We start from the raw sequence: 20,789 nt of genomic DNA, 5'->3' as shown, positions 1-20,789 counted from the left end.
ATTGTAGTAAAAGTCCTTGATGGTATTATGCCCCTTAAAATATTCCCTACATTACAAATTATATCAAATATAAAAGTTAAAAAGAAATAATATTACGATTAGTTATTTATGTTAAACAATATACACATTAATGTTGCTTTCATGTAACTTATTAAGTTACGTCTATATCCAAAAACAGTTCCCGTCTATATTTTTCCAGTCTCAGTTGGCGAACAAAAAAGCAGATTCTTATAGAATCTGCTGCTTAATGTTTACGATTGATTTCTTGCTTAACTTTATATTCTAAAAAATCTTTTGCCACTTCTTTATCAAAATCATTGAGTTGCTTCACGACTTGATTTTGAATCGTATCAATTTCAATCTTTTCAAATGGAAGCTCGGCAATGACCTTTTCTACAACCTTGGCAACATTATTTGCAATCATGTTGGCATGCAAGGGTTTATCCGCGTATTTTCCATTAATAGCTGCCTTAAAAACAGCAGTTTGAATACGAAATGAATCCCAGTCAACTACTCGTCCGTTACGTTTAATAACTACTTTATTGAGCAATTTTGCTTCCATGTATTCTCTCCTTATTTGTTGTTCTATCTCTAATCACTTCAACAGTTTACTGTTTTATTATAGCAAATTATCGTTTTCCCTACAAAAAAAATCTTAAAACTTTGGAAGGATACTAAAATAGAGCGCTTCACGTAAAATATACAAAAATAGAACCGCATGGTTGAGCGATTCCATTCCTGTTTTATGATTTTTGGATTTTTTGAACTTATTTCACAATAATGAAACGGTCATCATCTTCCATGTAGGTTTTTTCACCTGCTTCATCTTCAATAGAGCCAAATACAAGTTGTCCACGTAATTTCCAATTTGAAGGAATATTCCATTCTTTAGCAACAGCTTCATCAATAACTGGATTGTAATGCTGTAGGTTTGCACCAATACCAAGTTCAGCAAGCGCAGTCCAGGCATTTACGGTAGTAATACCTGAAGCTTGTTCGCTCCATACTGGGAAATTTTCAGCGTAAAGTGCAAACTGCTCTTGCAAACCTTTAACAACATCTTGATCCTCAAAGAAAAGGGCAGTACCGTAAGCCGCTTTGAAGCCATCAAGTTTCGCTTTTGTTCCTTCCCAAGCTGACTCTGGAACACCTTGGGCTTTCATCGCTGCTTTCAATTCGTCAGCAACAATTTTGTCCCAAAGTTTTTCTTGCGCATCACCTGTGACGATAAGGACACGTGTTGTTTGACTGTTAAATGCTGTGGGACTGTGTTTTACAGCTTCTTTAATTGTTTCAATAGCTTGGTCGCTATCTTTAATATTTTTACCAAGTGCATAGATTGAGCGACGTTTTTTGAGTGAGTTAATAAATGACATGTTATGTCTCCTTTTTAATTTTCTTATTTTTGTTTACAAATGTAATCTTATCATACAAATTTACATTTGTAAACTATTTAGTTTGAAATATTTTTATAAAAAAACACTTAAAGCTGAGTTCAACTTTAAGTGTTTTAAACTGACTTTTTATTTTGTTCCAAACAAGCGGTCTCCAGCATCACCTAGACCTGGAACAATGTAACCCTGCTCGTTAAGATGATCATCGAGTGCTGCAACATAGATATCAATATCTGGATGTGCTTCTTGAACAGCTTTAATGCCTTCCGGTGCAGCCACAAGACAAACAAACTTGATGTTGTTGGCGTTACGTTTTTTAAGGCTGTCAATAGCAAGAATGGCAGAGCCCCCCGTAGCCAGCATCGGATCAACTAAAAAAATCTGACGTTCTGCAATATCCGTTGGAAGTTTTACCAAATACTCCACTGGTGTAAGTGTTTCTTCGTCACGGTACATACCGATATGACCTACACGCGCCGCTGGGATGAGTTTCAAGATACCATCCACCATACCAATACCTGCACGAAGAATGGGTACAATAGCAAGCTTTTTACCTGCAAGCTCTTGCGCTGTCATGTGCGCAACAGGTGTATCAATCTCCACATCTTGCAAAGGCAAATCTCGTGATACTTCGTAAGCCATAAGCATACCAATCTCATCAACAAGTTCACGAAACTCTTTTGTTGATACATCCGCACGGCGTAAGATTGAAAGTTTATGTTGGATAAGTGGATGTTTTACTACTTGAAAGTTTGACATAAGAAACCCCTTCATTTTATATACTTTAACTATTTTATCATTTTTTTCCCTATAAGTCTGCTATTATTATCAGTTTATTCCCTTTTTCAAAGAATGCTTAATCAAAAATGGTGCAATAAGAGTACTCAGGATAATGACGATGACAAGTTCTGAATAAATGTCACTATTAATCACTTGTGAAGCCAGACCAATCTGCGCAATGATGAGTGCCATCTCCCCACGAGAAACCATACCAGTACCAACCAAGGCACTTTCTGATGTTGAAAGCCCTGTGGATTTTCCAATAAAGTACGCTGGGATAAACTTGGTTAAAACCGCTAGAAGTGTAAAGAAAAGAATCAAGAGGGGCTGTTCAAAGATACTCTCAAAAGTAACCGAGATAGCTATGGAAACAAAGAAAACAGGGATAAAGACGACATAAGCAATAGCTGAGCTGTACTCTTCAATCTTATGCGAAACATCGGTTTGACTCAGTGCCAAGCCCGCAAAAAAAGAACCAATCACCGCTGACATTCCTGCTGCATCAGCCAAAAGACTTAAGACCAAACAAAGAATCAGTGCTGCGGTTGTATTTTTCGCATAGATAGGCAGCTTCTCGACAAATTGCCAAATTTTTGGTATAGACTTGTGAACAAGAACCAAAAAAACCAGGAAAAGAAACTCCATGAAAAACTGTTGCGGTAAGTTTCCTGAAGCACTGTTTGTTGATGTAAAAATGGATAAGGCAAGAACAGCTAGGATATCATCTACAACTGCTGCACCCAAGATAATCGAACCTGCTTTTGTTGAAAGTTTACCATACTCTTGCAGAACCTCAACCGTAATCGATACAGACGTTGCTGCAAAAACAATCCCATAAAAGATGGCTGTTGAGAAAGCATAACCCATCATAGCAGTCACGCCCCAGAATACTAGCAAAGGGACAAGTACACCTGCTAAAGCAACCAGTAAGGCTGGTTTAAAATTTTTCTTAAGCACACTGAGGTCACTTTCTAAACCAGCAAGGAACATGAGCAAAATCACGCCTATTTCAGAAAGAACTTCAATCGTATGTCCACCATGTAACCAGCCTAAAGCAGCAGGAGCCAAAACGATACCAATAAGTATCTGTCCAACTACTGCTGGAATTCTTATTCTTCTTGCAATCAGGGTTGCAACTAAAGAAGCAACCAAAATCAATGTAAGTTGGAAAATATCATTCATACCTTCTATTATAACAATTTATGACTTGTTTTTCCTCTCAGCCTTCTTAAAAAAATAGAAAAAAGATAGCGCTATGTCTATCTCCTCCTGTTAATTTATTTCGACAATATAGCTACAACTAAATTCTTCTTGAGGGTTAAGTTGATTCATGCCAAACTTCTCCGTCAACTGCCCACTTGTACCAAGTTCATCCGCAATTCCCGCCCAAGGCTCAATGCAAACAAAGCTTGCCTCAGTTGGATAAGGGCTCCAAAGTCCAAAGAAAGGCATGTCTTTCCAAGTTACTTTCACACTCCGCTTGTCTAAACTGTTTGTCAATGCCACAGACATTTCATTTGAAGAAGTATAGACAAGAGCATCCTTAGCAAAGAGTTCATGCTTAAGTGGCAATTCACTCACTTCCACTTCTGATTGTTCCTCTCTTTTAAGCATACCTGTCGGCAAGTCTAAGGGAATAAAGGTGCGCTTTTCTGAAGGAGAAACTGTCAATGTGTAGTCTTCAAAAGTCCCCTTTTCTAAAGGAACGTTAAAAGCAGGATGCGCTCCAACACCGAAAATCATCCGTTTATGGTCCTTGTTTTCGACCTGATAACGCACACGAATTCGATTATCCATAAGTTTATAACCTACTCTAAAGCTAAACTCAAAAGGATAGCTTGCAAGAGTTTCAACGCTTGATACAAGCTCATAAATGAGTTCGTCTTCTTCCTCTTTGACAAGTGTAAACACACTGTCACGTGCAAAACCATGTCCAGACATATCATAGACTCTGTCTTCATAAATGTATTGGCCATTTTTCAGCTTCCCAACGATGGGGAAGAGCACGGGTGCATGGCGTCCCCAAAAGTCTGCATCTGCCTGCCAAAGGTACTCAATCCCCTCCTTTTTAACAGAATTCAGTTCTGCGCCAAAAGCGCTAACTTCGACAGTTAATGTGCCATTTTTCAGTGTATGTTTCATCTTTTCTTTCTATCTAATTATTCAAGGGCTTGTAAAAATTACGGTTTTCCAAGGCAAAGACACGCTGGCTGGACTGTCCGGGATCAACATTGTTAAGGGCAGTCATCATCATCATCATGCTGGCATCCATCATGTCAATCTGATGAATGATTTCAGCTTCCATAATTTTAGGGCGTACAGGGCTGCCATACTCCAGCTGTCCATGGTGACTCAATAACACATGTCGCAGCAAAAGTAAGTCTTCTTTCTCCTCATCGATTCCTAACTCCATGGCTGCTTTACTCACTTCTTCATCAATAAGTACGATATGCCCCAAAAGATTTCCTCGCAGAGTATAACTTGTATTTTCAACGCCGGTAAACTCTATACATTTAGCCATATCGTGCAAAAGAATTCCTGCAAACATTAAAGATTCGTTGAGCTGAGGATAAACTTCACAGACCTTTTCGGCCAGCTGGAGCATGGTTGTCGTATGGTAGGCCAAGCCCCCCTCAAAAGCATGGTGATTTGTTTTGGCTGCTGGGAACTGGTAAAACTCACGGTCAAACTTCTTCAAAATATGACGTACAATGCGGTTCCATGTCGCGTTTTCGATTCGAAAAAGAATGCTTTCAACATATTCCCGAAGTTCTGCCTCATTTACAGGGGACTTTTCTCGATAATCTTCTGGATTTATCGGCTCATTTCCTTCTGCTAAACGTAAACTGATACGGTTGACCTGAGGCATGCCATTGTAAAGCTCTTTTAAAGCCTTCATATGCACCACGCGCCCCGCAACAAACTGTTTTATGGCTTTCGGATTTGCATCCCAAATATTACCTGAGATTGTTCCTGTACGGTCTTGAAAAACAATCGCAAGAAAGTCTTTACCTGCACGTGTTTGACGGAGTTCAACTGATTTTATCAGATAAAAACCCTCAAAAAATTCACCAATGGATAGATTTTTTATCAGAACCATATTAGTCCCCTTCTATTTCTAAAAGCGCAGCACTCGTCTCTTTATCAATGGCATCAATCGTGCGCAATTTACGATTCATGACATTTGTTCTTGTCGTAATCAGCGTATTGATCTCTTTTTCGGACTGTTGCAAGCGTTCATGAACTTTCTTAAGAGAAGTTTCAAACTTACCAAACTCGGTCTTGACCGCTCCTAGCATTTCATACACTTCACTGGATTTTTGCTCTATCTGCAATGTCTTGAAGCCCATTTGTAAACTGTTCAAAACAGCTGTCATCGTCGTTGGTCCCGTAACATTGACCTTGTAATCACGGCTGAGTTGTTCATAAAGTTCAGTATTGTTCACCACTTCCATGAAAAGGCCTTCAACAGGTAAAAACATAATGGCAAAATCCGTTGTTTTTGGTGGTAAAATGTATTTTTCCGAAATTGATTTTGCTTGAGATTTAACAGCAGCAAACAGTGCTTTACGTGAGCTTTCAATCGCTTTCGCATCATTTGTATCCAAAGCAGCCTGCAAGCGTTGATAGTCTTCTAGAGGAAATTTTGAATCGATGGGTAATAAAACATCACTGCCTGCTGCTTTACCGGGCATCACAACCGCAAAGTCCACAGCATTTCGCTCTTGAATATTGACTTGTTCCTGATATTGTCCTGCGGTAAAAATCTGATCCAAAATCCGCCCAAGCTGTACTTCACCAATAATTCCTCGCGTTTTCACACCTGTCATCACTTTTTGAAGACTGTCCACATCGCTGGCGAGATTGCGCATCTCTCCCAGTCCTTTGTCCACAGAAGTCAGAAGATTGGTGACCTGCTCAAAACTTTGCGAAATTCTTTTATTCAGCGTTTCCTGGAGCTTTTCATCTACCGTGTTCTGGATTTGACTTAATTTTTTATCGTTGGCTTCTTGCAATTCTTTGAACTTACGGTCAAATTTTTCAGTCAGCACTTCTGACATCTCCGCTAAATGGAGTGCAATCTTATCCAGTTTTTGCTCATTGGAGCTTTGTAAATCCTTAAACTGGTGGTCAAATTTGGCATTGATATTTTCTGTCAAATTCGACAGGTTTTCATTCAGATTATGGGAAAGGTTTAATACAGTGCCCGACATTTCTTGACGGTTTTGCCCCAGCTGTTGAGACATTTCTACACGCAGTTCTGTTAAATGTGACGAAAGGTTTTCCACTTTAGCATTCAGCTTGGAATCTGCTGCTGGTTTTTTGAAAAAATTAGCTGTTCCTATCAAGAGAACTAAAATCAAAAGAATAATAATAAATATGTTCATAACTTATCTCTCAACTTCTGAATCTTAACCGCTACATCTCCTTTGAAAACAAAGGACCCTGCCACAAACACATTTGCCCCTGCATCACGTGCTTGCTCTATCGTCTTATCGTCAATACCACCATCTACTTCGATCTCAAAAATCAGTCCCTTAGTTTCACGTAATTTCACAAGTTCACGAACTTTATCCATGGTTTCTGGAATAAAAGCTTGACCCCCAAAACCAGGATTGACAGTCATTACTAAAACCATATCGACCATATTGAGAACAGGTTCAATAGCTGAGACGGGTGTTCCAGGATTGATGACCACGCTTGCTTTCATCCCCGCAGCTTTGATCTTCTGCAATGCTCCGTGGATATGCGCTGTTGCTTCAACATGAATGCTCATGATATCCGTACCAGCCTGAGCAAATTCTTCAACATATTTTTCTGGATTTTCGACCATCATGTGCACATCCAAAACCATATCTGTATGTGGGCGAAGTGCTGCAACCACGCCCGAACCAAAGGTCAGATTATCGACAAAGTGACCATCCATAACATCAATATGTACATAATCTGCACCAGCAGCTTTAATCTTTGCGACTTCTGCTGTAAAGGCACCAAAGTCAGCCGCGAGAATAGACGGTGCTATTTTATTTGTAAATTGTTGCATGTTTCCTCCTATTTTTTCAAGCCAAAGAAGGCTTTATTGATTTGATATAAACCCCAAACAGTCAAAACAACCAGAAAAGCAAATAACGGCCACTTCCAGTCTCCCAAGCTATTTTTAAAGAAAATGATTAAAGCCCAAAGAATCACTAAACCTAAGAAGCCGGCCTGCTTCATCCAAATGTTTCCTTTAATTTTGTTTTTTTCTTTGTTTGGCATAAGTTTCCCTCGTGTTATTTATTTCTGTTAATAATTGCAGATAGTCCTCATAACGACTCGCTAAAATTCTGCCTTCTTCAAGTGCAAGCTTGACAGCACAAGAAGGCTCATGTGTATGGGTGCATTCTCTAAACTTACACCCATGACCCTCTCGTAAAATTTCTGGAAAGGCTGCATTTAAATCTGGTTGGTTAGAAACATCATAGTCTAGATTTGAGAAACCTGGTGTATCTGCAATTAAGCCTGATGCAACTTCAAAGAACTCCACATGGCGTGTGGTATGACGGCCACGCCCAAGCTTATCTGAAGTTTCTCCCGTCGCTAAATTCATTCCCGGTGCAATCAAATTTAGCAGGGTCGTTTTTCCTGCCCCTGTTTGTCCCATAAAAACAGTTACCTTACCAGCCAAAGACTTTTCCAGCTCTTTCCAGTCAAAGAAAATCTGATACCCAATCTGTTCATAGTCTTGTTTAAATTTTTGATAAGTGCTTAAATCCTCCATCAGGTCAAGCTTGGAAATATAGATAAGAGGACGGATATTTTTATGTTCCAGAAAAACAAGAAACCGATCCAGCAGATTCAATGAAAAATCTGGGTTAACCGTCGACATGATGATAACCGCCTGATCAATGTTTGCAATCGAAGGACGAATCAAACTGTTTTTCCGTTCGTGTATATCTAAGATATAGCCTTCTGAGTTTTCTTCAGCTGAAAAGTCCACAAAATCGCCAACGATTGGCTTCATTCCTTTCTTCCGAAAGTTCCCCCGCGCACGCGTTTGATAAACTTGTCCCTCAGATTCTACATTGTAAAATCCTGCTAAAGATTTAATAATACGTCCTTTTTTTACCATATTGATATTTTAGCAGAAATTATGTTTTTATTCTCTTTGCACTCCTCTAAGCTGCGCTCTTTCTACGATGCGCTGCTTTTTCTAGAGTTAAAAACAATAATAACTTTCCTCTTGCTCCCCCTCTCCTCTAGCTCTCGCTTAGTTTTTCAGCTTAACCCCTTCGTTCCAGTATAGGTTTGTTTACATCCTTTCCTTCACTTTCATCCCCCTCCATAAGCACGGCTTTTTGAAAGAAGTTAAACCAAAAGTTTTTTTACACCTACAAGTAGAGATCCTTTCCCTTTGACAGTTTTTTATCAGACCGTTTATCTCGCCTTTGCTGGCAGGAAAGAAAATATGTGTACTTCTCTATTATAACATTTTCTCGTACTGTTCTTGCTTATCCCCCACATGTTTATAATCTTCCGATAAACTTAAATCTAGGGAAGATTATAACCTTTACAAATATCTTCCTATCTTTGATAGACATCTTGGACAAGCTGATGCGTATCCAAAAGCTATGAGCACTTGCCTCCATTGTCTAAATGTTTATCACCAGTTCCTTTCTTGACAAAAGATGTAATTGCATGTACAATATTAAATGCATTTACATGTATTTTTAAGTGAAAGGATTTTATTATATGGATACTATTGCTAAAACGATTGATCCTAAGATACGGTTGATTGTTACCCTCCTGTTATTATTTACTTGTTTTGTTAGTTTGGCCAGCCAAACCATGATGGTCACTGCCCTCCCTGTCATTGGGCATGATATGAATGTTTCATTATCTCTGGTACAATGGCTGACAACAGGTTACACTTTAATGATGGGGATTATCACTCCTCTGTCATCCAACCTGTATGAAAAATTCAAAAAGCGTAATATTTTTTTGTCCTCTCTTACGCTCTTTGTTTTAGGAACATTGCTTGGTTGTTTTGCGACCAACTTCTGGACACTACTTTTCTCACGTCTGATTCAAGCTTGTGCTGGTGGCATATTAATGTCCTTTCAGATGACCACGATGATCTCCATTTATCCCAGCGAAAAACGGGGAACAATCCTAGGTCTGTCAGGTTTAGTCATCGCTTTTGGACCAGCAATTGGGCCTACTCTTTCAGGATTAATTGTTAATACTTTAGGATGGCGCTATATTTTCATCTTAGTTTTACCACTGATGCTTTTCGTGTTACTGGTGGGGTGGCTTGCTTTCCCTAACTTTTCTGAACCGAAAGATATCAAGATTGATTTTACCTCTGTAACATTATCCTTGATTGGATCAGGTTTAACCCTTGCCAGCCTGACTGTCTTCCAAACTTCGGCTATTCAAGGTTGGGGCATGCTATTTATCGGTATTCTTGTCTTGTTCATCTTTATCAAACGACAATTGCGCTTAAAACAACCCATGCTCAAAGTTCAGTTGGTCAAGAATCGCCCCTTTAGACTGATGACCTTGGTTGGTATCTGTGCTTTTATGGTTTTACTTGGCACTGAACAAATGTTACCAATTTTTACTCAGAATGTTTTACACCTCGACAGTATGGTATCGGGGATGATTCTTTTACCTGGCGCTATCGTCAATGCACTTTGTGCTGCCTTGGTGGGACGGCTTTATGATCGGTATGGTCCTAAGTATCTCATCATTTCCGGTGGTCTCTTAATGCTGATTGCAGCAATTCCCTTTGTCATGATTTCAAACACAACACCCGTGTGGCTATTAACTGTGGCTTACATGGTGCGCATGATAGGAAACACTCTTGTCTTCTCCCCTGCAATGTCAGAAGCTTTTATAGCCATCGCTCCTGATGAGATTAGCCATGCCACAGCACTGAATAATAGTTTACGCCAAGCTTTTGGAGCTTCCGCAATAACAATTTTGATTGTCTTAGCTGATCTTCCAAGCAATTTTATTACGGGAATGCGTCTTTCAATGTGGGCAACAGTCTTCCTCGTTGTTTTAATGTTAAGCTTCTTTGGACTTTATCTACGTCAAAGCTCTCGAAAGGACACTTAATTATGGAATTTCGAATGGACAAGTTAACCTTTATTTTAAATCATAAGTTACATACAGAACTCAACTTTCAATATAAAAAAATAGGGTTAAATAGTAAAAACTATATCTATCTTGAAAAAATAGATGAAAATCCAGGGGTTAGTCAAGCGTTCTTTATCAAAGAATTCCATCGTGAACAAAGCATTGTAACACGACAGATAAATGAACTTGTCTCTGCCGGTTGGATCAGAAAGCAACCTGCCTCTGATGATCATCGCCGCTCTGAATTATATTTGACTCCAAAAGCTCAACAAGCTTTACCCCTAGTCAAAAAAATCTACTGCCAAGTTATCCGTCAAGCGCTTGATGGACTGACAGCAGACGAGGCCCAAGTGTTCGCCTCTCTTTTATCACGCCTTGTTAACACCTATCATCCACTGAGTGATAAACATCCGCCTATCCGTTGACAAGATTAACATAACACAAGTCTGATCTGTCAGGCTTGTGTTTTTCGTAGCATTTGACACTGGTTATTTCTTTGGTATTCGAGAAAATCTGCCTTGCCTTGGTCATTTTGCCTGCTGTCAATAAACCCCAAACATTTAAACTCAAATGAACAAACCCATGGGATACTGAACAGTAAAATTTATATAATGACAATCATTCCACTGAAATAAACAAGGCCTTACTGTTTTTCGGAAGCCAGTCAAGCGTCTGGTGTTTTTATTGATTTTTTCAATTTTTGAACTTGACTTTTGCCTCTTATTACCTTATAATATTGATAAATTCAATAAAAGAGGATTGGATATGAATTTAGGACAAAACCTTAAAAAGTTGCGTAAAAAGCATCATTTTACTCAAAAAGAGCTTGCCGAAATGCTTGATATTACTCAAGGAACTTATGCACTTTGGGAGAAAAAAACAGGTAATCCAGCTCTGGAGATGATTGTCAAACTCGGGGACATTTACAATATCCCTATTGACCTTATTCTCAATGAGCGAAAATCTGATTCTCCTTTTATTGAGCTTCTCAATATTTACAATACACTAGATGCTGAACAACAGAACAGTATTCTGGATTTTTCTAGGTTTCTCGCCAATCAAAAAGCTGAACCTCTCCCTGCCTCGGATAACATTATTCCTTTACGAACTTATCGCCGTGAGGAACTCTATAGGATTGAGGTTGCTGATGAGCAGCTTTCTGCTGGATTTGGTCAAGCTTTAAACGATACACAGGAAACTTACACCGTATTCACAGATATTCGTCCCGGGCGTTATGATGGGGCTGCGCGTATCAAAGGCGACTCCATGCAGCCAGAATATCCTGACTCTTCTATTGTAACTTTTGTCGCAACTGGTTTTGATAGAGATGGAGATATTTATGTGATTTCGGAAGGTGGTCCTGGAGAGGAGCAGCTCTACTGCAAGCAAGTTTTTCGAGAGGAAGATAGCTTCCGCTGCCACTCTCTCAACACCGCACCTCAATACAAGGACTTCTATCTTGATGAGGAAACATCAAGAATCGTAGGACCTGTAGTTGATTGTATCGAAGCGATAGATCCTGAATTGATAGAAAACTAAGAAAAGCTAAAAGAAGGTCTAAGATGGAATATATAGAGATTGTTTTAATATTTGGTGGTATGGGCTTAGGGTTCGCAGCTCTCTATGAGCTCGTCCTCTGGTTCAGCCCAGAAGAAAGAGCTTTACGTGAAGCTAAACAGAGTAAAAATAATGAGTCAAAAAAACTTATTGATTTAGCCGCAGCCTTAAAGCTTAAAACTAGACAAAAAGTCTCATAAAAGTAAAGAGAGACGGGAAGCTTCCTAAAACACAAAAAACGTTCAAAGATGATAAAGTAATTGTCTTTGAACGTTTTTGTTTTAGTTTGTTAACGGATAATTATCGCTGGGCGGAGACCCCCGTCATTACGAAGGAAATCACTTCTAACAACACTCATTTCACCACCAATACCTGCGTTGTTGTTAATCATCCATCCCGCTGTAGCACTACCTGGAGTTCGTAGCCTCCACCAAGTATCACCACCCCCCCACACGTTCTGCATGGTTAGGGAAAGCCCGTCCTGATCCTGATAAGCGTGTCACATCAGCCAAGGAAAGAGAAAAGGCACGAGGTGTTCCGCTAGTATCCACCCGAGTCACATCGGCCGCAACTTCTGGAAAATTATTCAGATTGTTGGGGATCCAGCGCGGTCCTGGCCCGTCAAAGGTAACATCTGCATAAGGAACATTTCCTGTCACAAAGTCATCGACCACAGGCTGCACTCGATCTTGAACTGCTGGGTCTAGCCCATCAAACCAAGAAGTAAGGCCATCTTCTTCCTGAGCAAAAGTTGTATTAGGAATTGCACGATTTCGGATAATCATATGATTACCAGAACCCATGTTCTCCAGATAACGGTATTGTTCACCTGCCATGGTGAAGACACGTCCAGGCGTCATAGCAGCAAAGTTAAAATCTTCGGGTTGAGAATCCTCAAAAACTCCTGGGTTGCCATCATCTTTAGTAGTGATTGCTTGGAGCAGTAAAGACAAGTGAATATGCGGAATCGTTCCATCTGCTTCAAGTGTCAAGAATTCCTGAGTTTGATCTGAGCTGATCAACTGACTGTCCACATGAATACCGTAATAATATTGACCCGGGATGTTACCAGCAGCCGCAGCCATCTCTGCCGCATCAATCAAGTAAGAAGTCGCTTGCCCTGACTGGAGCGTATTGGCCCAATAAGCCCAGCCTGTCCTACTATCAATCACCCAAAAGTTACCTGTTTTATCCGCAGCTGGTAGGGCATACCACTGGTCTATCGTCATCGGGGCACGGTCTTGTTGCAGGTTTTGAGCGGCATCATGGGTGACTTCTTCGCCCGGCCAAACTGGTCCGCTGTTGTCAAAGCTGTCACCAGAGGACCAGTAAGCATCTGTACCGTCTCCGGGATGAGTGGCACCGTCTGTTACGCCATCTGTGACTGGACTTGTGATCCAATCACGGGCATGTCCTGCAGCTGCCGTCATCAGGTCTGCGTTGTCATGGTTAAAGGTTGGCATAAACCAGGGCGCATCTTGTCCTGCTCGTTCCCAACCAAAGGTCAGACGGGAATAACGATTGAAGGCCGCTGAGGCACCTGTACGAGTATTTAAATCATTTGCAGCTGGTCGCATGATTGTCCAGCTGTCTACATCACCACGAGTGGCCCCTGGTACAAGAGGTTCAAAGCCTGTTGTACCCCCTCTTTGAATTTCCATAAATTCCGACAATCGGATGCGCACCATGATTTCAACATCACCGAAATTTTCAACGAAAACATCTTTGTTTTCGGTGTCTCGATTGTAGTAATCATGGGTACGTCCACCGACCGAGTTCTCCCGTATCCGGTCATTGATGGCCCGCTGGTTGAAGGCTTGGAAGGCAAAGGTGCCGCCGACCAAGAGCAGTAAGAGCGATAAGAGTGCGAGATTGCGCAGTTGCCGCCGTTTTTTCTTTTCTGGTGTCATAAACTCCTCCTTTGACGTAACATTTACTTTTGAGTTTTCATTACATATACATTTCTAATGTTACGTTTACTTTCTGAGTCTATAGTATAAAAAAAAAAAAAAGGTCAAATGAAATGAGTGTTTGATGAGAAAAGCGAATTCCAGATTTAAAATGCCTATCGAATCTAACCTTAGAAACCATAAGAATAACAGTATTCCCTGCATAGTAAAGCTGCTTTTCGTAATCCTTATAGAATATATCTCTAGAGCAAAATAAAAGCAGTCGTGTAAAGCTCCTTTCATAGAGCTTTATACGACCGCCTCTGTACAAGTGGGTTCTATTCTTATTTATTAACTCAACACGTTAATCTGAAGTGTTTTACGTCCCCATGCCTGAGCTTGGGCTGTAGTCGGAAAGTGGACATCGATAATGTTACCCACAATTGCACCTCCTGTATCTCCCGCAATCGCTATACCATATCCCGGTACTTCAACCATTGTTCCTAAAGGAATCACAGAGGGGTCTACAGCGATACACATAGGGTTCAGATGGAGATTAATGCCCGTTGCTGTAATAAAGCCTAGTCCATTATCTGAAGCGTAAGCTGTAGCCGAAACGGTTAATGAAAAAGCTCCGCCGCTCGGTGGCGTCATTACGGCATTGTTCTCATCAGAAACTTCTGAATCCTCTGTCCTATCTACTGAAAGGGAATCTATTTTCGATTTATCTGAATCTCTATTGAGCACCACAGCCTTAACACGCATTTCGTCAAGAATACTTTGGTTATCTGTCACCTTGTTTTTGAGTAGAGCTATACTTTCCTCAAGTTTTTCTACCTGCTTCTCATAGTTAGTTTGAGCTGCTTCCAACTCGGTTTTTGCTTCAAGAAGCGAGAGTTTCATTTTCTCCAAGTTTTTCTGAGTATCAACCAAGGACTTGGCTTGAGCATCTTCTGCATGTAGGATAACTCTCAGGTTTGTCAGTGCCTGCACAGCTTCGTGAAAATCCGCTGCGTTGAGCATTATGTCAAGAACTGAAGGAAAAACACCGCCACGTTGCTGCATCGCACGCATTTGCCCCGCTACAGTCTCCTTCAAAGAATTGTATTTTTCCTCGGTTTTTTCAATCTCCGCAGTCAAATGTTCAAGCTTTTCCTGAGTCGCTTTTAGTTCAGTTTGTGAATCATTTGCTTTTGCATAAATTGCATTCACCTGAGAAAGTTCTGCGTTGAGCTGCTTTTGAAAGTTTTCGATGTTTGTCTCTATCGAACTTTCATCAGCTTGTGCAGTCTGTAAGCCCAAAGTAAGCATACTCACTGCTAAAAACAGTACAGCTGCTTTCTTTTTCCAATTTTTCTTTTTCATATTTTACCATTCTAACACAAAAGTAGTTCAGAAAGATTTCATATGCTTTACATGTGGTTATTTAAACTTAATATAAAACGCTTTTATTAATACTTCATCCCTTGACTTTTTCGAATTCTTATATGAGTCAGCAAAAGTTCGTGAGCTGCTACATTTTTCGTATATTAACATTCTTTTCATGAAAGCAGTCTGCTATGGCAAAGTGTACAAATAAAAATGCTCAAAATAGCTTTCTTCGCTATCATGAGCATTTTTCTATATTTTTGAGACAGTTGTACCAGCTTCTACCCTTTATTAACGGATTTCAGCATTGAGTTTTTCTGTAAGATTTTTTGTAATTTTAGCCATAGCTTTAGCAATTTCTTCTTCTGTCATTGTATTTTCACGACTTTGGAAAGTCAAACTATAAGCCATTGATTTCTTACCTTCTGGTAAGTTTTCCCCTTGATAGATATCGAAAAGCTCCACCTTACTTAAGCTTTTCACTTTGCTTGATGTGATTACTTCTACAATCTCAGCATGTGTCTTGTCTCTATCAACGAGCATGGCAATATCACGGTTCACAGCTTGTACTTTTGGCACCTCAACAAAAACAGTTTGTGCTGGAGCAAGCTCAAGCATCACCTCCAAGTCAAGAGAAGCCACGTAAGTTTCCTTAATGTCATAAGCTTTTGCTGTCGCAGGATGTACTTGTCCAACAAAACCAACTTGACGATTGCCCACTAAAACGCGTGCTGTGCGCCCGGGATGCATTTCTTTGATAGCTGAGTAAGCCTCAAAGGAGAGATTTTCATAACCTGCCAAAAGCTGTTCAACAATGGCTTTTGCATGATAAAAGTCAACGGCTACAGCAGCTGAATTATAGGTTTTGTCCGCTACATTCCCAGAAATGGCAAAGGCAAGATGAGGAATTTCCAAAGGTCGGGAATCTTCTGAATCTATTGCAAGGAAAATGTTTCCTACTTCATAGATAGCTACATCTGCATTTTTACGGTTCTGGTTGTAGTTGATGATATCCAAAAGTCCTGGAATTTGGCTTCCCCGTAATGTTTGACGGTCTTCGGTCATTGGTAAAAGTAATGAAGTTGTTGGTCCTTGTACATCGGCAAATTCGCGCGCTTTTTCAGAGCTGGTCAATGAGTAGCCAATGACTTCTGAAAGTCCAGCAGCCTCAACGTTGGTGCGCACTTTACGGCGCAATTTTTGCATGGCCGTTAACTCTCCAACTGTAGCTCCTGCAGGCAAAGTACTTGGCAGGTTGGCATAACCATAAATCCGTGCGATTTCTTCAACAATATCTGCTTCAATCTTAATGTCCCACCGACGTGATGGGATTTGAATGTGGAATTCACCGTTGTTTTCTTGAGTTTCAAATCCAAGTTGTGCTAAAATTTCTAACACTTTCTCCACTGTAAGGCTGGTTCCAAGAGAAGCGTTGATACGTTCTAAAGTGGTCTTAACTTCTTGGGGTTCTGGCATAAAGTCGTTTGACTCAACCACACCAGAAAGAACTTCACCCCCAGCAAGCTCTTGAATCATTGCGGCCGCAAAATCTAAAGCTTCACGGACTGTGCCTTGATTAATGCCTTTTTCAAATCGACTAGATGATTCTGAACGCAGCGCAAATTTATGTGATGTTTTTCGGATTGACGTACCATTGAAAAGCGCTGCTTCCAAGGCGACATTGGTGGTTTGCTCTGTGATTTCGCTGTCAAGCCCTCCCATAACACCACCAAGTGCTACTGGTTTGCCATTGGCTGTGATGACTATGTCTTCTTTGCTGAGCTTACGCTCCTGCTCATCAAGGGTCACAATCTTTTCACCGTCTTGCGCTTGACGCACTAAGATTTCGTCTGCACCAAATTTGTCAAAATCAAAAGCATGCAACGGCTGTCCATAATACATCAAGACATAATTTGTTACGTCAACGACATTATTTATCGGACGAATACCCGCATTCATCAGTGTATTTTGGAGCCAAAGCGGAGATGGGGCAATCTTCACATTTTCAATTATACGAATTTTATAGGTAGGTACTTGTTCTGTGCTTGCTTCCACCTTTACAGCAATTTTATCCGCAGCTTTTCTGTCGACCTCTGTTAGTTTTTTGTCTTCAAAATTAACTGTTTTACCATAGATAGCTGCCACTTCATGAGCCACACCACGCATGGACATTGCATCTGCACGGTTTGCCAAGATATCTGGCTCGATGATTTCATCATCCAAATCAAGGTAAGGAAGAACACTGTCGCCAATCACAGCATCTTCAGGCAGGATATAGATACCTTCCTCATGTTTCATCGGATTTACAGACTCAGGGATACCGATTTCATCAAGTGCACAGAGCATTCCTAGTGAAACGATACCACGGATTTTCCCTTTTTTAATTTTATAATTGTCGGCAATACGTGCTCCTACGAGCGCTGTGATTGCTTTAATCCCCGCTTTTACGTTTGGCGCACCGCAAACGATTTGAAGCGGTTCATCTTCACCCACATCAACTTGGCAAAGATGAAGATGAGTGTCCGGTACGTCTTCACAAGTCAATACTTCACCGACTACTATTTTTGATAAACCATCTCCAGGTACTGTGACACCCTCAATTTCAATACCAGACAAGGACATTTTTTCTGCCAAATCAGTGACAGGAATGTCATCAATGTCATTGACTAATTTTTTTAACCATTTGTATGATACTAACATTTTACTTTTCCTTTTATTCTGCTTTCTTCTGTGTTTAGTTCTGAAATTATTTTCCAAATTGTTCTAAGAAACGCAAATCACCTTGGTAGAATCCTCGAATATCATTAATACCATAACGTAGCATTGCGATGCGTTCTTGCCCCATACCAAAGGCAAATCCAGAATATTCTTTACTGTCAATGCCACTCATCTCTAAGACGTTCGGATGGACCATGCCGGCACCGAGAATTTCGATCCATCCGGTGTGTTTGCAGACGTTGCATCCCTTGCCGCCGCATTTAAAACAGCTCACATCCACTTCAACTGAAGGCTCAGTAAACGGGAAATATGAAGGACGAAGACGGATTTCACGATTGGCACCAAACATCTTTTGTATAACAAATTCAAGGGTGCCTTTAAGGTCAGCCATGGTGATATTTTTATCCACAACCAGTCCTTCAACTTGGTGAAATTGGTGGCTGTGTGTCGCATCATCTGTATCACGACGGTAAACGCGACCTGGCGCTATCATACGGAGACCGCCCTTGTTAAAGTCGTGCTTATCCATGGTACGCGCCTGCATAGGTGAGGTGTGGGTACGCAGTAAGACCTCATTTGTGATATAAAAACTATCTTGCATATCACGCGCAGGATGATCTTTGGGAAGATTCATGCGTTCAAAGTTATAGTGGTCTGTTTCAACTTCATAGCCATCAACAATTTCGTAGCCCATACCTAAGAAGATTTCTTCTATCTCTTCTGCTGTCTGAGTCAAAATATGACGTGTTCCTTTTTTCAAAGCAGCCCCTGGTAAAGTGACATCCAAAGTTTCAACGCTCAAAGCTGCATTTAGCGCTCTCTCTTCAAGCTCTGCCTTTTTCTCTTCCAGTTTCGCTCCAAATTCATCACGGAAAGCATTGGCTAAAGCGCCAATAACGGGGCGTTCTTCATTTGTGAGTTCTTTCATCCCTTTGAGAATTTCTGTCAATTCTCCTTTTTTACCCATGATAGCTGTGCGCAAATCATTTAACATTCTTTCTTCAACAGCAGCTGTCAAGTTGTCCAAGGCCCGCTCTCGCAAAGCTTCAATTTTCTCTTGTAAGTTCATTCTTTCTCCTCATATACTCTGGCGGTGATTATAAAAAGACCACGATTTTCTCCCCTATTCATAAGGAGCGAAAACCGCGGTACCATCCCATTTTATCACTTCGTTAAAGCTTATTTTAAATTTAGAATAAGGTGAACTTCAATCACTTTCCCGTGTGGTGTTTTTCAGTCAACGACACCACTCCCTTAAACGTTTCAGTAATCTACTCTTCTCATTCTTGTTATGTACTTATTTTAGCAGATTTCTTTGATTTGTCAATTTTTAATACGCTGCTCTCATTGTGCCTAAAGGCACTATTGAGAGACGGCAATTCTTATATGAATTGCCTGAGCGTCTTATTGGTTGCCATTCAAAAAAACATCGTTTGTGAATGGCATCGGCATCGCTGCTCTCATTTATGAATTGCCTTAATCCTCAATGAGTGACTTTCTCATCACGCCACTAAGAAAAGATGAAAAAACCTAGGAAAGTGCGAAGAGAAAGCAAAAAGCGAAAAATCACTCCGATTCTTTTGCATTAATAATAACGTCCACTGTGCTTTCGGTAATTTTCTTTTCTTGTTCTTTCTCATAAAACTCTAATAAAATCTGCGCTTTATGTTCACCTTGAAAATGTTCATTTTTCAGTGGAATTTCCGATACACCATATCCTGGATTGAGCAATTCTGAGCGGAAGAATGGCTCTGTTTCCCCTTCCCCTATCACCGAAAATCTTAGGCGTGTGTCATTTGTAGGTAAATTTTGCACAACTACTCTGCCAACTTTCCTATTCTTTTCCGCTTTTATTTCCAAAGATACGCGTACTCTTGCCGTATCATCGTCAGTAGGTACATCAGCTTCCTGCTTCAAGTCTTGTTCACTCATCTGTCGCGGCTCACTCTGAACGCTTATCTCATATCTAAGTGGAAAATGTCCGCTCAAAATCTGAAGAAATTTTCCTCCTGCCATTGCAAGAGTAATGAGTAATACTAAAAGAACAAGTAAAATCACGGCTCTTCTGGGCCACTTTTTTATTTTTCTTTTCTTGGCACCAGATGAGCGAGAGCTCTGCGAGGAGTGAGTCGGTTCTAAAACATGTGTCATTTGATCCAGTAAATTTTCTGATTCTGCAAATAATTCTTCATACTGACTTTGACTCATTTATTCACCTCCTCCTGCTTCAACATACAAACTTCAAAAGCTCACTTGCGTATTTCTAAGTCATTCGCTCAAAAAGCGCCTTATCAGCGCTTTACTTTTTTAGCTGTTTTTTAATTTAATTACTTCTAAATCCCAAGTTTCATCAGTTCACCCAAACGACCGATTAACTCTTTTGCTGCATTCTTCGTGTCTGCTATTTGAACATTGAGTTCCGTTAATTTTTGCTCTGTCTCATCCAGTTTCTCTTGACCTTTTTGCTCCGCTGCCTCAATAATTGTTTCTGCTTCTTTCTGCTTTTGAACCACATAAGCATTCGCTTCTTCTTTTATCTTTTCAGACTCTTTGTGCGCTTCAAGGCGTAATGCTTTATTTTCTTCCTCAATGCCACTTTTTACAACTGCGGCGTCTTTTTCCAGTTGTTCCATATCTTGCTCTGCTTTTGCTTTTAGCGCTTCATGTTCTTTAAGCATAGCTGCTTTACGATTTTCTGATTCTTGAGCCATTTTTTCAATCTCACGTCTAGCATTTACTTTGAGTTGCTCAGCTTCTTTTTGAGCCTCCTTTTTCAAAGTTCCCATCTCTTGAATCATCGTTTCAGCTTCTTTTTTCGCGTTAGCCTTGAGCTCACTGATTTCTCTCTCCGCTTTATACTTCATCTGGTTACACTCGAGCTTTGGAGCTATACTATAAAAGTAGACACAAATTAGTGTGTTATAATCTGTCTAAGAAGACACAAAAAAGAAAGGACTTT

General features: G+C 40.3%; 19 protein-coding genes and 1 pseudogene. 4 read left to right on the top strand and 16 right to left on the bottom strand.

Features of this window, described 5'->3' with window-relative positions:
• Window positions 1–244: 244 nt before the first annotated feature.
• The 10 genes from NFR51_RS09065 to rsgA all read right to left on the bottom strand — a co-directional run bounded on the left by NFR51_RS09065 (window position 245) and on the right by rsgA (window position 8,286).
• Window positions 245–562 (bottom strand): ATP cone domain-containing protein, encoded by a 318-nt coding sequence (locus NFR51_RS09065; RefSeq protein ID WP_202230961.1) that lies wholly within the window; start codon window positions 560–562, stop codon window positions 245–247.
• 205 nt (window positions 563–767) lie between these two features.
• Window positions 768–1,376: a nitroreductase family protein gene (locus tag NFR51_RS09060; RefSeq protein ID WP_251713368.1), complete on the bottom strand. Its 609-nt coding sequence runs from the start codon at window positions 1,374–1,376 to the stop codon at window positions 768–770.
• A 147-nt stretch (window positions 1,377–1,523) separates the two neighbouring features.
• Window positions 1,524–2,153 (bottom strand): uracil phosphoribosyltransferase, encoded by a 630-nt coding sequence (gene upp / locus NFR51_RS09055; RefSeq protein ID WP_251713367.1) that lies wholly within the window; start codon window positions 2,151–2,153, stop codon window positions 1,524–1,526.
• A gap of 69 nt (window positions 2,154–2,222) precedes the next feature.
• Window positions 2,223–3,356, bottom strand: a complete 1,134-nt coding sequence (locus NFR51_RS09050; RefSeq protein WP_251713366.1) for a cation:proton antiporter — start codon at window positions 3,354–3,356, stop codon at window positions 2,223–2,225.
• Between the two features lie 90 nt (window positions 3,357–3,446).
• Window positions 3,447–4,316, bottom strand: a complete 870-nt coding sequence (locus NFR51_RS09045; protein WP_251713365.1) for an aldose 1-epimerase family protein — start codon at window positions 4,314–4,316, stop codon at window positions 3,447–3,449.
• A gap of 13 nt (window positions 4,317–4,329) precedes the next feature.
• On the bottom strand, window positions 4,330–5,274 hold the full coding sequence (locus NFR51_RS09040) for a 3'-5' exoribonuclease YhaM family protein (protein ID WP_251713364.1): 945 nt from the start codon (window positions 5,272–5,274) through the stop codon (window positions 4,330–4,332).
• A gap of 1 nt (window position 5,275) precedes the next feature.
• Window positions 5,276–6,562 carry a DNA recombination protein RmuC gene (locus tag NFR51_RS09035; RefSeq protein WP_251713363.1) on the bottom strand — a complete coding sequence of 429 codons (1,287 nt, stop codon included), beginning with the start codon at window positions 6,560–6,562 and terminating at the stop codon, window positions 5,276–5,278.
• Window positions 6,559–7,218, bottom strand: coding sequence for a ribulose-phosphate 3-epimerase (gene rpe / locus NFR51_RS09030; RefSeq protein WP_251713362.1), 660 nt, complete (start codon window positions 7,216–7,218; stop codon window positions 6,559–6,561). Before rpe ends, NFR51_RS09035 begins: the two co-directional genes overlap by 4 nt.
• A gap of 8 nt (window positions 7,219–7,226) precedes the next feature.
• Window positions 7,227–7,433, bottom strand: coding sequence for a hypothetical protein (locus NFR51_RS09025; RefSeq protein ID WP_202231175.1), 207 nt, complete (start codon window positions 7,431–7,433; stop codon window positions 7,227–7,229).
• Window positions 7,405–8,286, bottom strand: a complete 882-nt coding sequence (rsgA, locus tag NFR51_RS09020; protein WP_251713361.1) for a ribosome small subunit-dependent GTPase A — start codon at window positions 8,284–8,286, stop codon at window positions 7,405–7,407. The genes NFR51_RS09025 and rsgA overlap by 29 nt, the downstream gene beginning before the upstream one ends.
• A 620-nt stretch (window positions 8,287–8,906) precedes the next feature.
• Here rsgA and NFR51_RS09015 point away from each other — a divergent pair.
• The 4 genes from NFR51_RS09015 to NFR51_RS09000 all read left to right on the top strand — a co-directional run bounded on the left by NFR51_RS09015 (window position 8,907) and on the right by NFR51_RS09000 (window position 12,055).
• Window positions 8,907–10,277: an MFS transporter gene (locus NFR51_RS09015; protein WP_251713360.1), complete on the top strand. Its 1,371-nt coding sequence runs from the start codon at window positions 8,907–8,909 to the stop codon at window positions 10,275–10,277.
• A gap of 2 nt (window positions 10,278–10,279) precedes the next feature.
• Complete coding sequence (locus NFR51_RS09010) at window positions 10,280–10,723, top strand: MarR family winged helix-turn-helix transcriptional regulator (protein ID WP_251713359.1); 444 nt, start codon at window positions 10,280–10,282, stop codon at window positions 10,721–10,723.
• Window positions 10,724–11,063: 340 nt separating this feature from the next.
• On the top strand, window positions 11,064–11,837 hold the full coding sequence (locus NFR51_RS09005; protein WP_251713358.1) for a S24 family peptidase: 774 nt from the start codon (window positions 11,064–11,066) through the stop codon (window positions 11,835–11,837).
• A gap of 23 nt (window positions 11,838–11,860) precedes the next feature.
• Window positions 11,861–12,055 (top strand): hypothetical protein, encoded by a 195-nt coding sequence (locus NFR51_RS09000; RefSeq protein ID WP_251713357.1) that lies wholly within the window; start codon window positions 11,861–11,863, stop codon window positions 12,053–12,055.
• An 89-nt stretch (window positions 12,056–12,144) separates the two neighbouring features.
• On the opposite strand, the pseudogene NFR51_RS08995 reads toward NFR51_RS09000, so the two are convergent.
• The 6 genes and pseudogenes from NFR51_RS08995 to NFR51_RS08970 all read right to left on the bottom strand — a co-directional run bounded on the left by NFR51_RS08995 (window position 12,145) and on the right by NFR51_RS08970 (window position 20,694).
• Window positions 12,145–13,765: pseudogene (locus tag NFR51_RS08995) on the bottom strand (hypothetical protein).
• A 330-nt stretch (window positions 13,766–14,095) separates the two neighbouring features.
• Complete coding sequence (locus tag NFR51_RS08990; protein ID WP_251713355.1) at window positions 14,096–15,109, bottom strand: 3D domain-containing protein; 1,014 nt, start codon at window positions 15,107–15,109, stop codon at window positions 14,096–14,098.
• Between the two features lie 294 nt (window positions 15,110–15,403).
• Window positions 15,404–17,812: a phenylalanine--tRNA ligase subunit beta gene (gene pheT, locus NFR51_RS08985; RefSeq protein WP_251713354.1), complete on the bottom strand. Its 2,409-nt coding sequence runs from the start codon at window positions 17,810–17,812 to the stop codon at window positions 15,404–15,406.
• Window positions 17,813–17,858: 46 nt separating this feature from the next.
• The gene (pheS, locus tag NFR51_RS08980; protein ID WP_251713353.1) at window positions 17,859–18,899 is read right to left on the bottom strand and encodes a phenylalanine--tRNA ligase subunit alpha; all 1,041 of its coding nucleotides are present in this window, start codon (window positions 18,897–18,899) and stop codon (window positions 17,859–17,861) included.
• A 497-nt stretch (window positions 18,900–19,396) separates the two neighbouring features.
• Window positions 19,397–20,038, bottom strand: a complete 642-nt coding sequence (locus NFR51_RS08975) for a hypothetical protein (protein ID WP_251713352.1) — start codon at window positions 20,036–20,038, stop codon at window positions 19,397–19,399.
• Window positions 20,039–20,163: 125 nt separating this feature from the next.
• Window positions 20,164–20,694 (bottom strand): hypothetical protein, encoded by a 531-nt coding sequence (locus tag NFR51_RS08970; protein ID WP_251713351.1) that lies wholly within the window; start codon window positions 20,692–20,694, stop codon window positions 20,164–20,166.
• Between the last annotated feature and the right edge of the window lie 95 nt (window positions 20,695–20,789).

Source organism: Lactococcus ileimucosae (assembly GCF_943193185.1).
GTDB lineage: Bacteria > Bacillota > Bacilli > Lactobacillales > Streptococcaceae > Lactococcus > Lactococcus ileimucosae.
The sequence above is the reverse complement of the archived record's forward strand: the minus strand, read 5'-3'. Positions and strand labels throughout refer to the sequence as shown.

Coding starts and splice junctions, on each gene's coding strand:
- NFR51_RS09065 (WP_202230961.1), bottom strand. CDS start 562: ATGGAAGCAAAATTGCTCAATAAAGTAGTTATTAAACGTAACGGACGA.
- NFR51_RS09060 (WP_251713368.1), bottom strand. CDS start 1,376: ATGTCATTTATTAACTCACTCAAAAAACGTCGCTCAATCTATGCACTT.
- upp (WP_251713367.1), bottom strand. CDS start 2,153: ATGTCAAACTTTCAAGTAGTAAAACATCCACTTATCCAACATAAACTT.
- NFR51_RS09050 (WP_251713366.1), bottom strand. CDS start 3,356: ATGAATGATATTTTCCAACTTACATTGATTTTGGTTGCTTCTTTAGTT.
- NFR51_RS09045 (WP_251713365.1), bottom strand. CDS start 4,316: ATGAAACATACACTGAAAAATGGCACATTAACTGTCGAAGTTAGCGCT.
- NFR51_RS09040 (WP_251713364.1), bottom strand. CDS start 5,274: ATGGTTCTGATAAAAAATCTATCCATTGGTGAATTTTTTGAGGGTTTT.
- NFR51_RS09035 (WP_251713363.1), bottom strand. CDS start 6,562: ATGAACATATTTATTATTATTCTTTTGATTTTAGTTCTCTTGATAGGA.
- rpe (WP_251713362.1), bottom strand. CDS start 7,218: ATGCAACAATTTACAAATAAAATAGCACCGTCTATTCTCGCGGCTGAC.
- NFR51_RS09025 (WP_202231175.1), bottom strand. CDS start 7,433: ATGCCAAACAAAGAAAAAAACAAAATTAAAGGAAACATTTGGATGAAG.
- rsgA (WP_251713361.1), bottom strand. CDS start 8,286: ATGGTAAAAAAAGGACGTATTATTAAATCTTTAGCAGGATTTTACAAT.
- NFR51_RS09015 (WP_251713360.1), top strand. CDS start 8,907: ATGGATACTATTGCTAAAACGATTGATCCTAAGATACGGTTGATTGTT.
- NFR51_RS09010 (WP_251713359.1), top strand. CDS start 10,280: ATGGAATTTCGAATGGACAAGTTAACCTTTATTTTAAATCATAAGTTA.
- NFR51_RS09005 (WP_251713358.1), top strand. CDS start 11,064: ATGAATTTAGGACAAAACCTTAAAAAGTTGCGTAAAAAGCATCATTTT.
- NFR51_RS09000 (WP_251713357.1), top strand. CDS start 11,861: ATGGAATATATAGAGATTGTTTTAATATTTGGTGGTATGGGCTTAGGG.
- NFR51_RS08990 (WP_251713355.1), bottom strand. CDS start 15,109: ATGAAAAAGAAAAATTGGAAAAAGAAAGCAGCTGTACTGTTTTTAGCA.
- pheT (WP_251713354.1), bottom strand. CDS start 17,812: ATGTTAGTATCATACAAATGGTTAAAAAAATTAGTCAATGACATTGAT.
- pheS (WP_251713353.1), bottom strand. CDS start 18,899: ATGAACTTACAAGAGAAAATTGAAGCTTTGCGAGAGCGGGCCTTGGAC.
- NFR51_RS08975 (WP_251713352.1), bottom strand. CDS start 20,038: ATGAGTCAAAGTCAGTATGAAGAATTATTTGCAGAATCAGAAAATTTA.
- NFR51_RS08970 (WP_251713351.1), bottom strand. CDS start 20,694: ATGAAGTATAAAGCGGAGAGAGAAATCAGTGAGCTCAAGGCTAACGCG.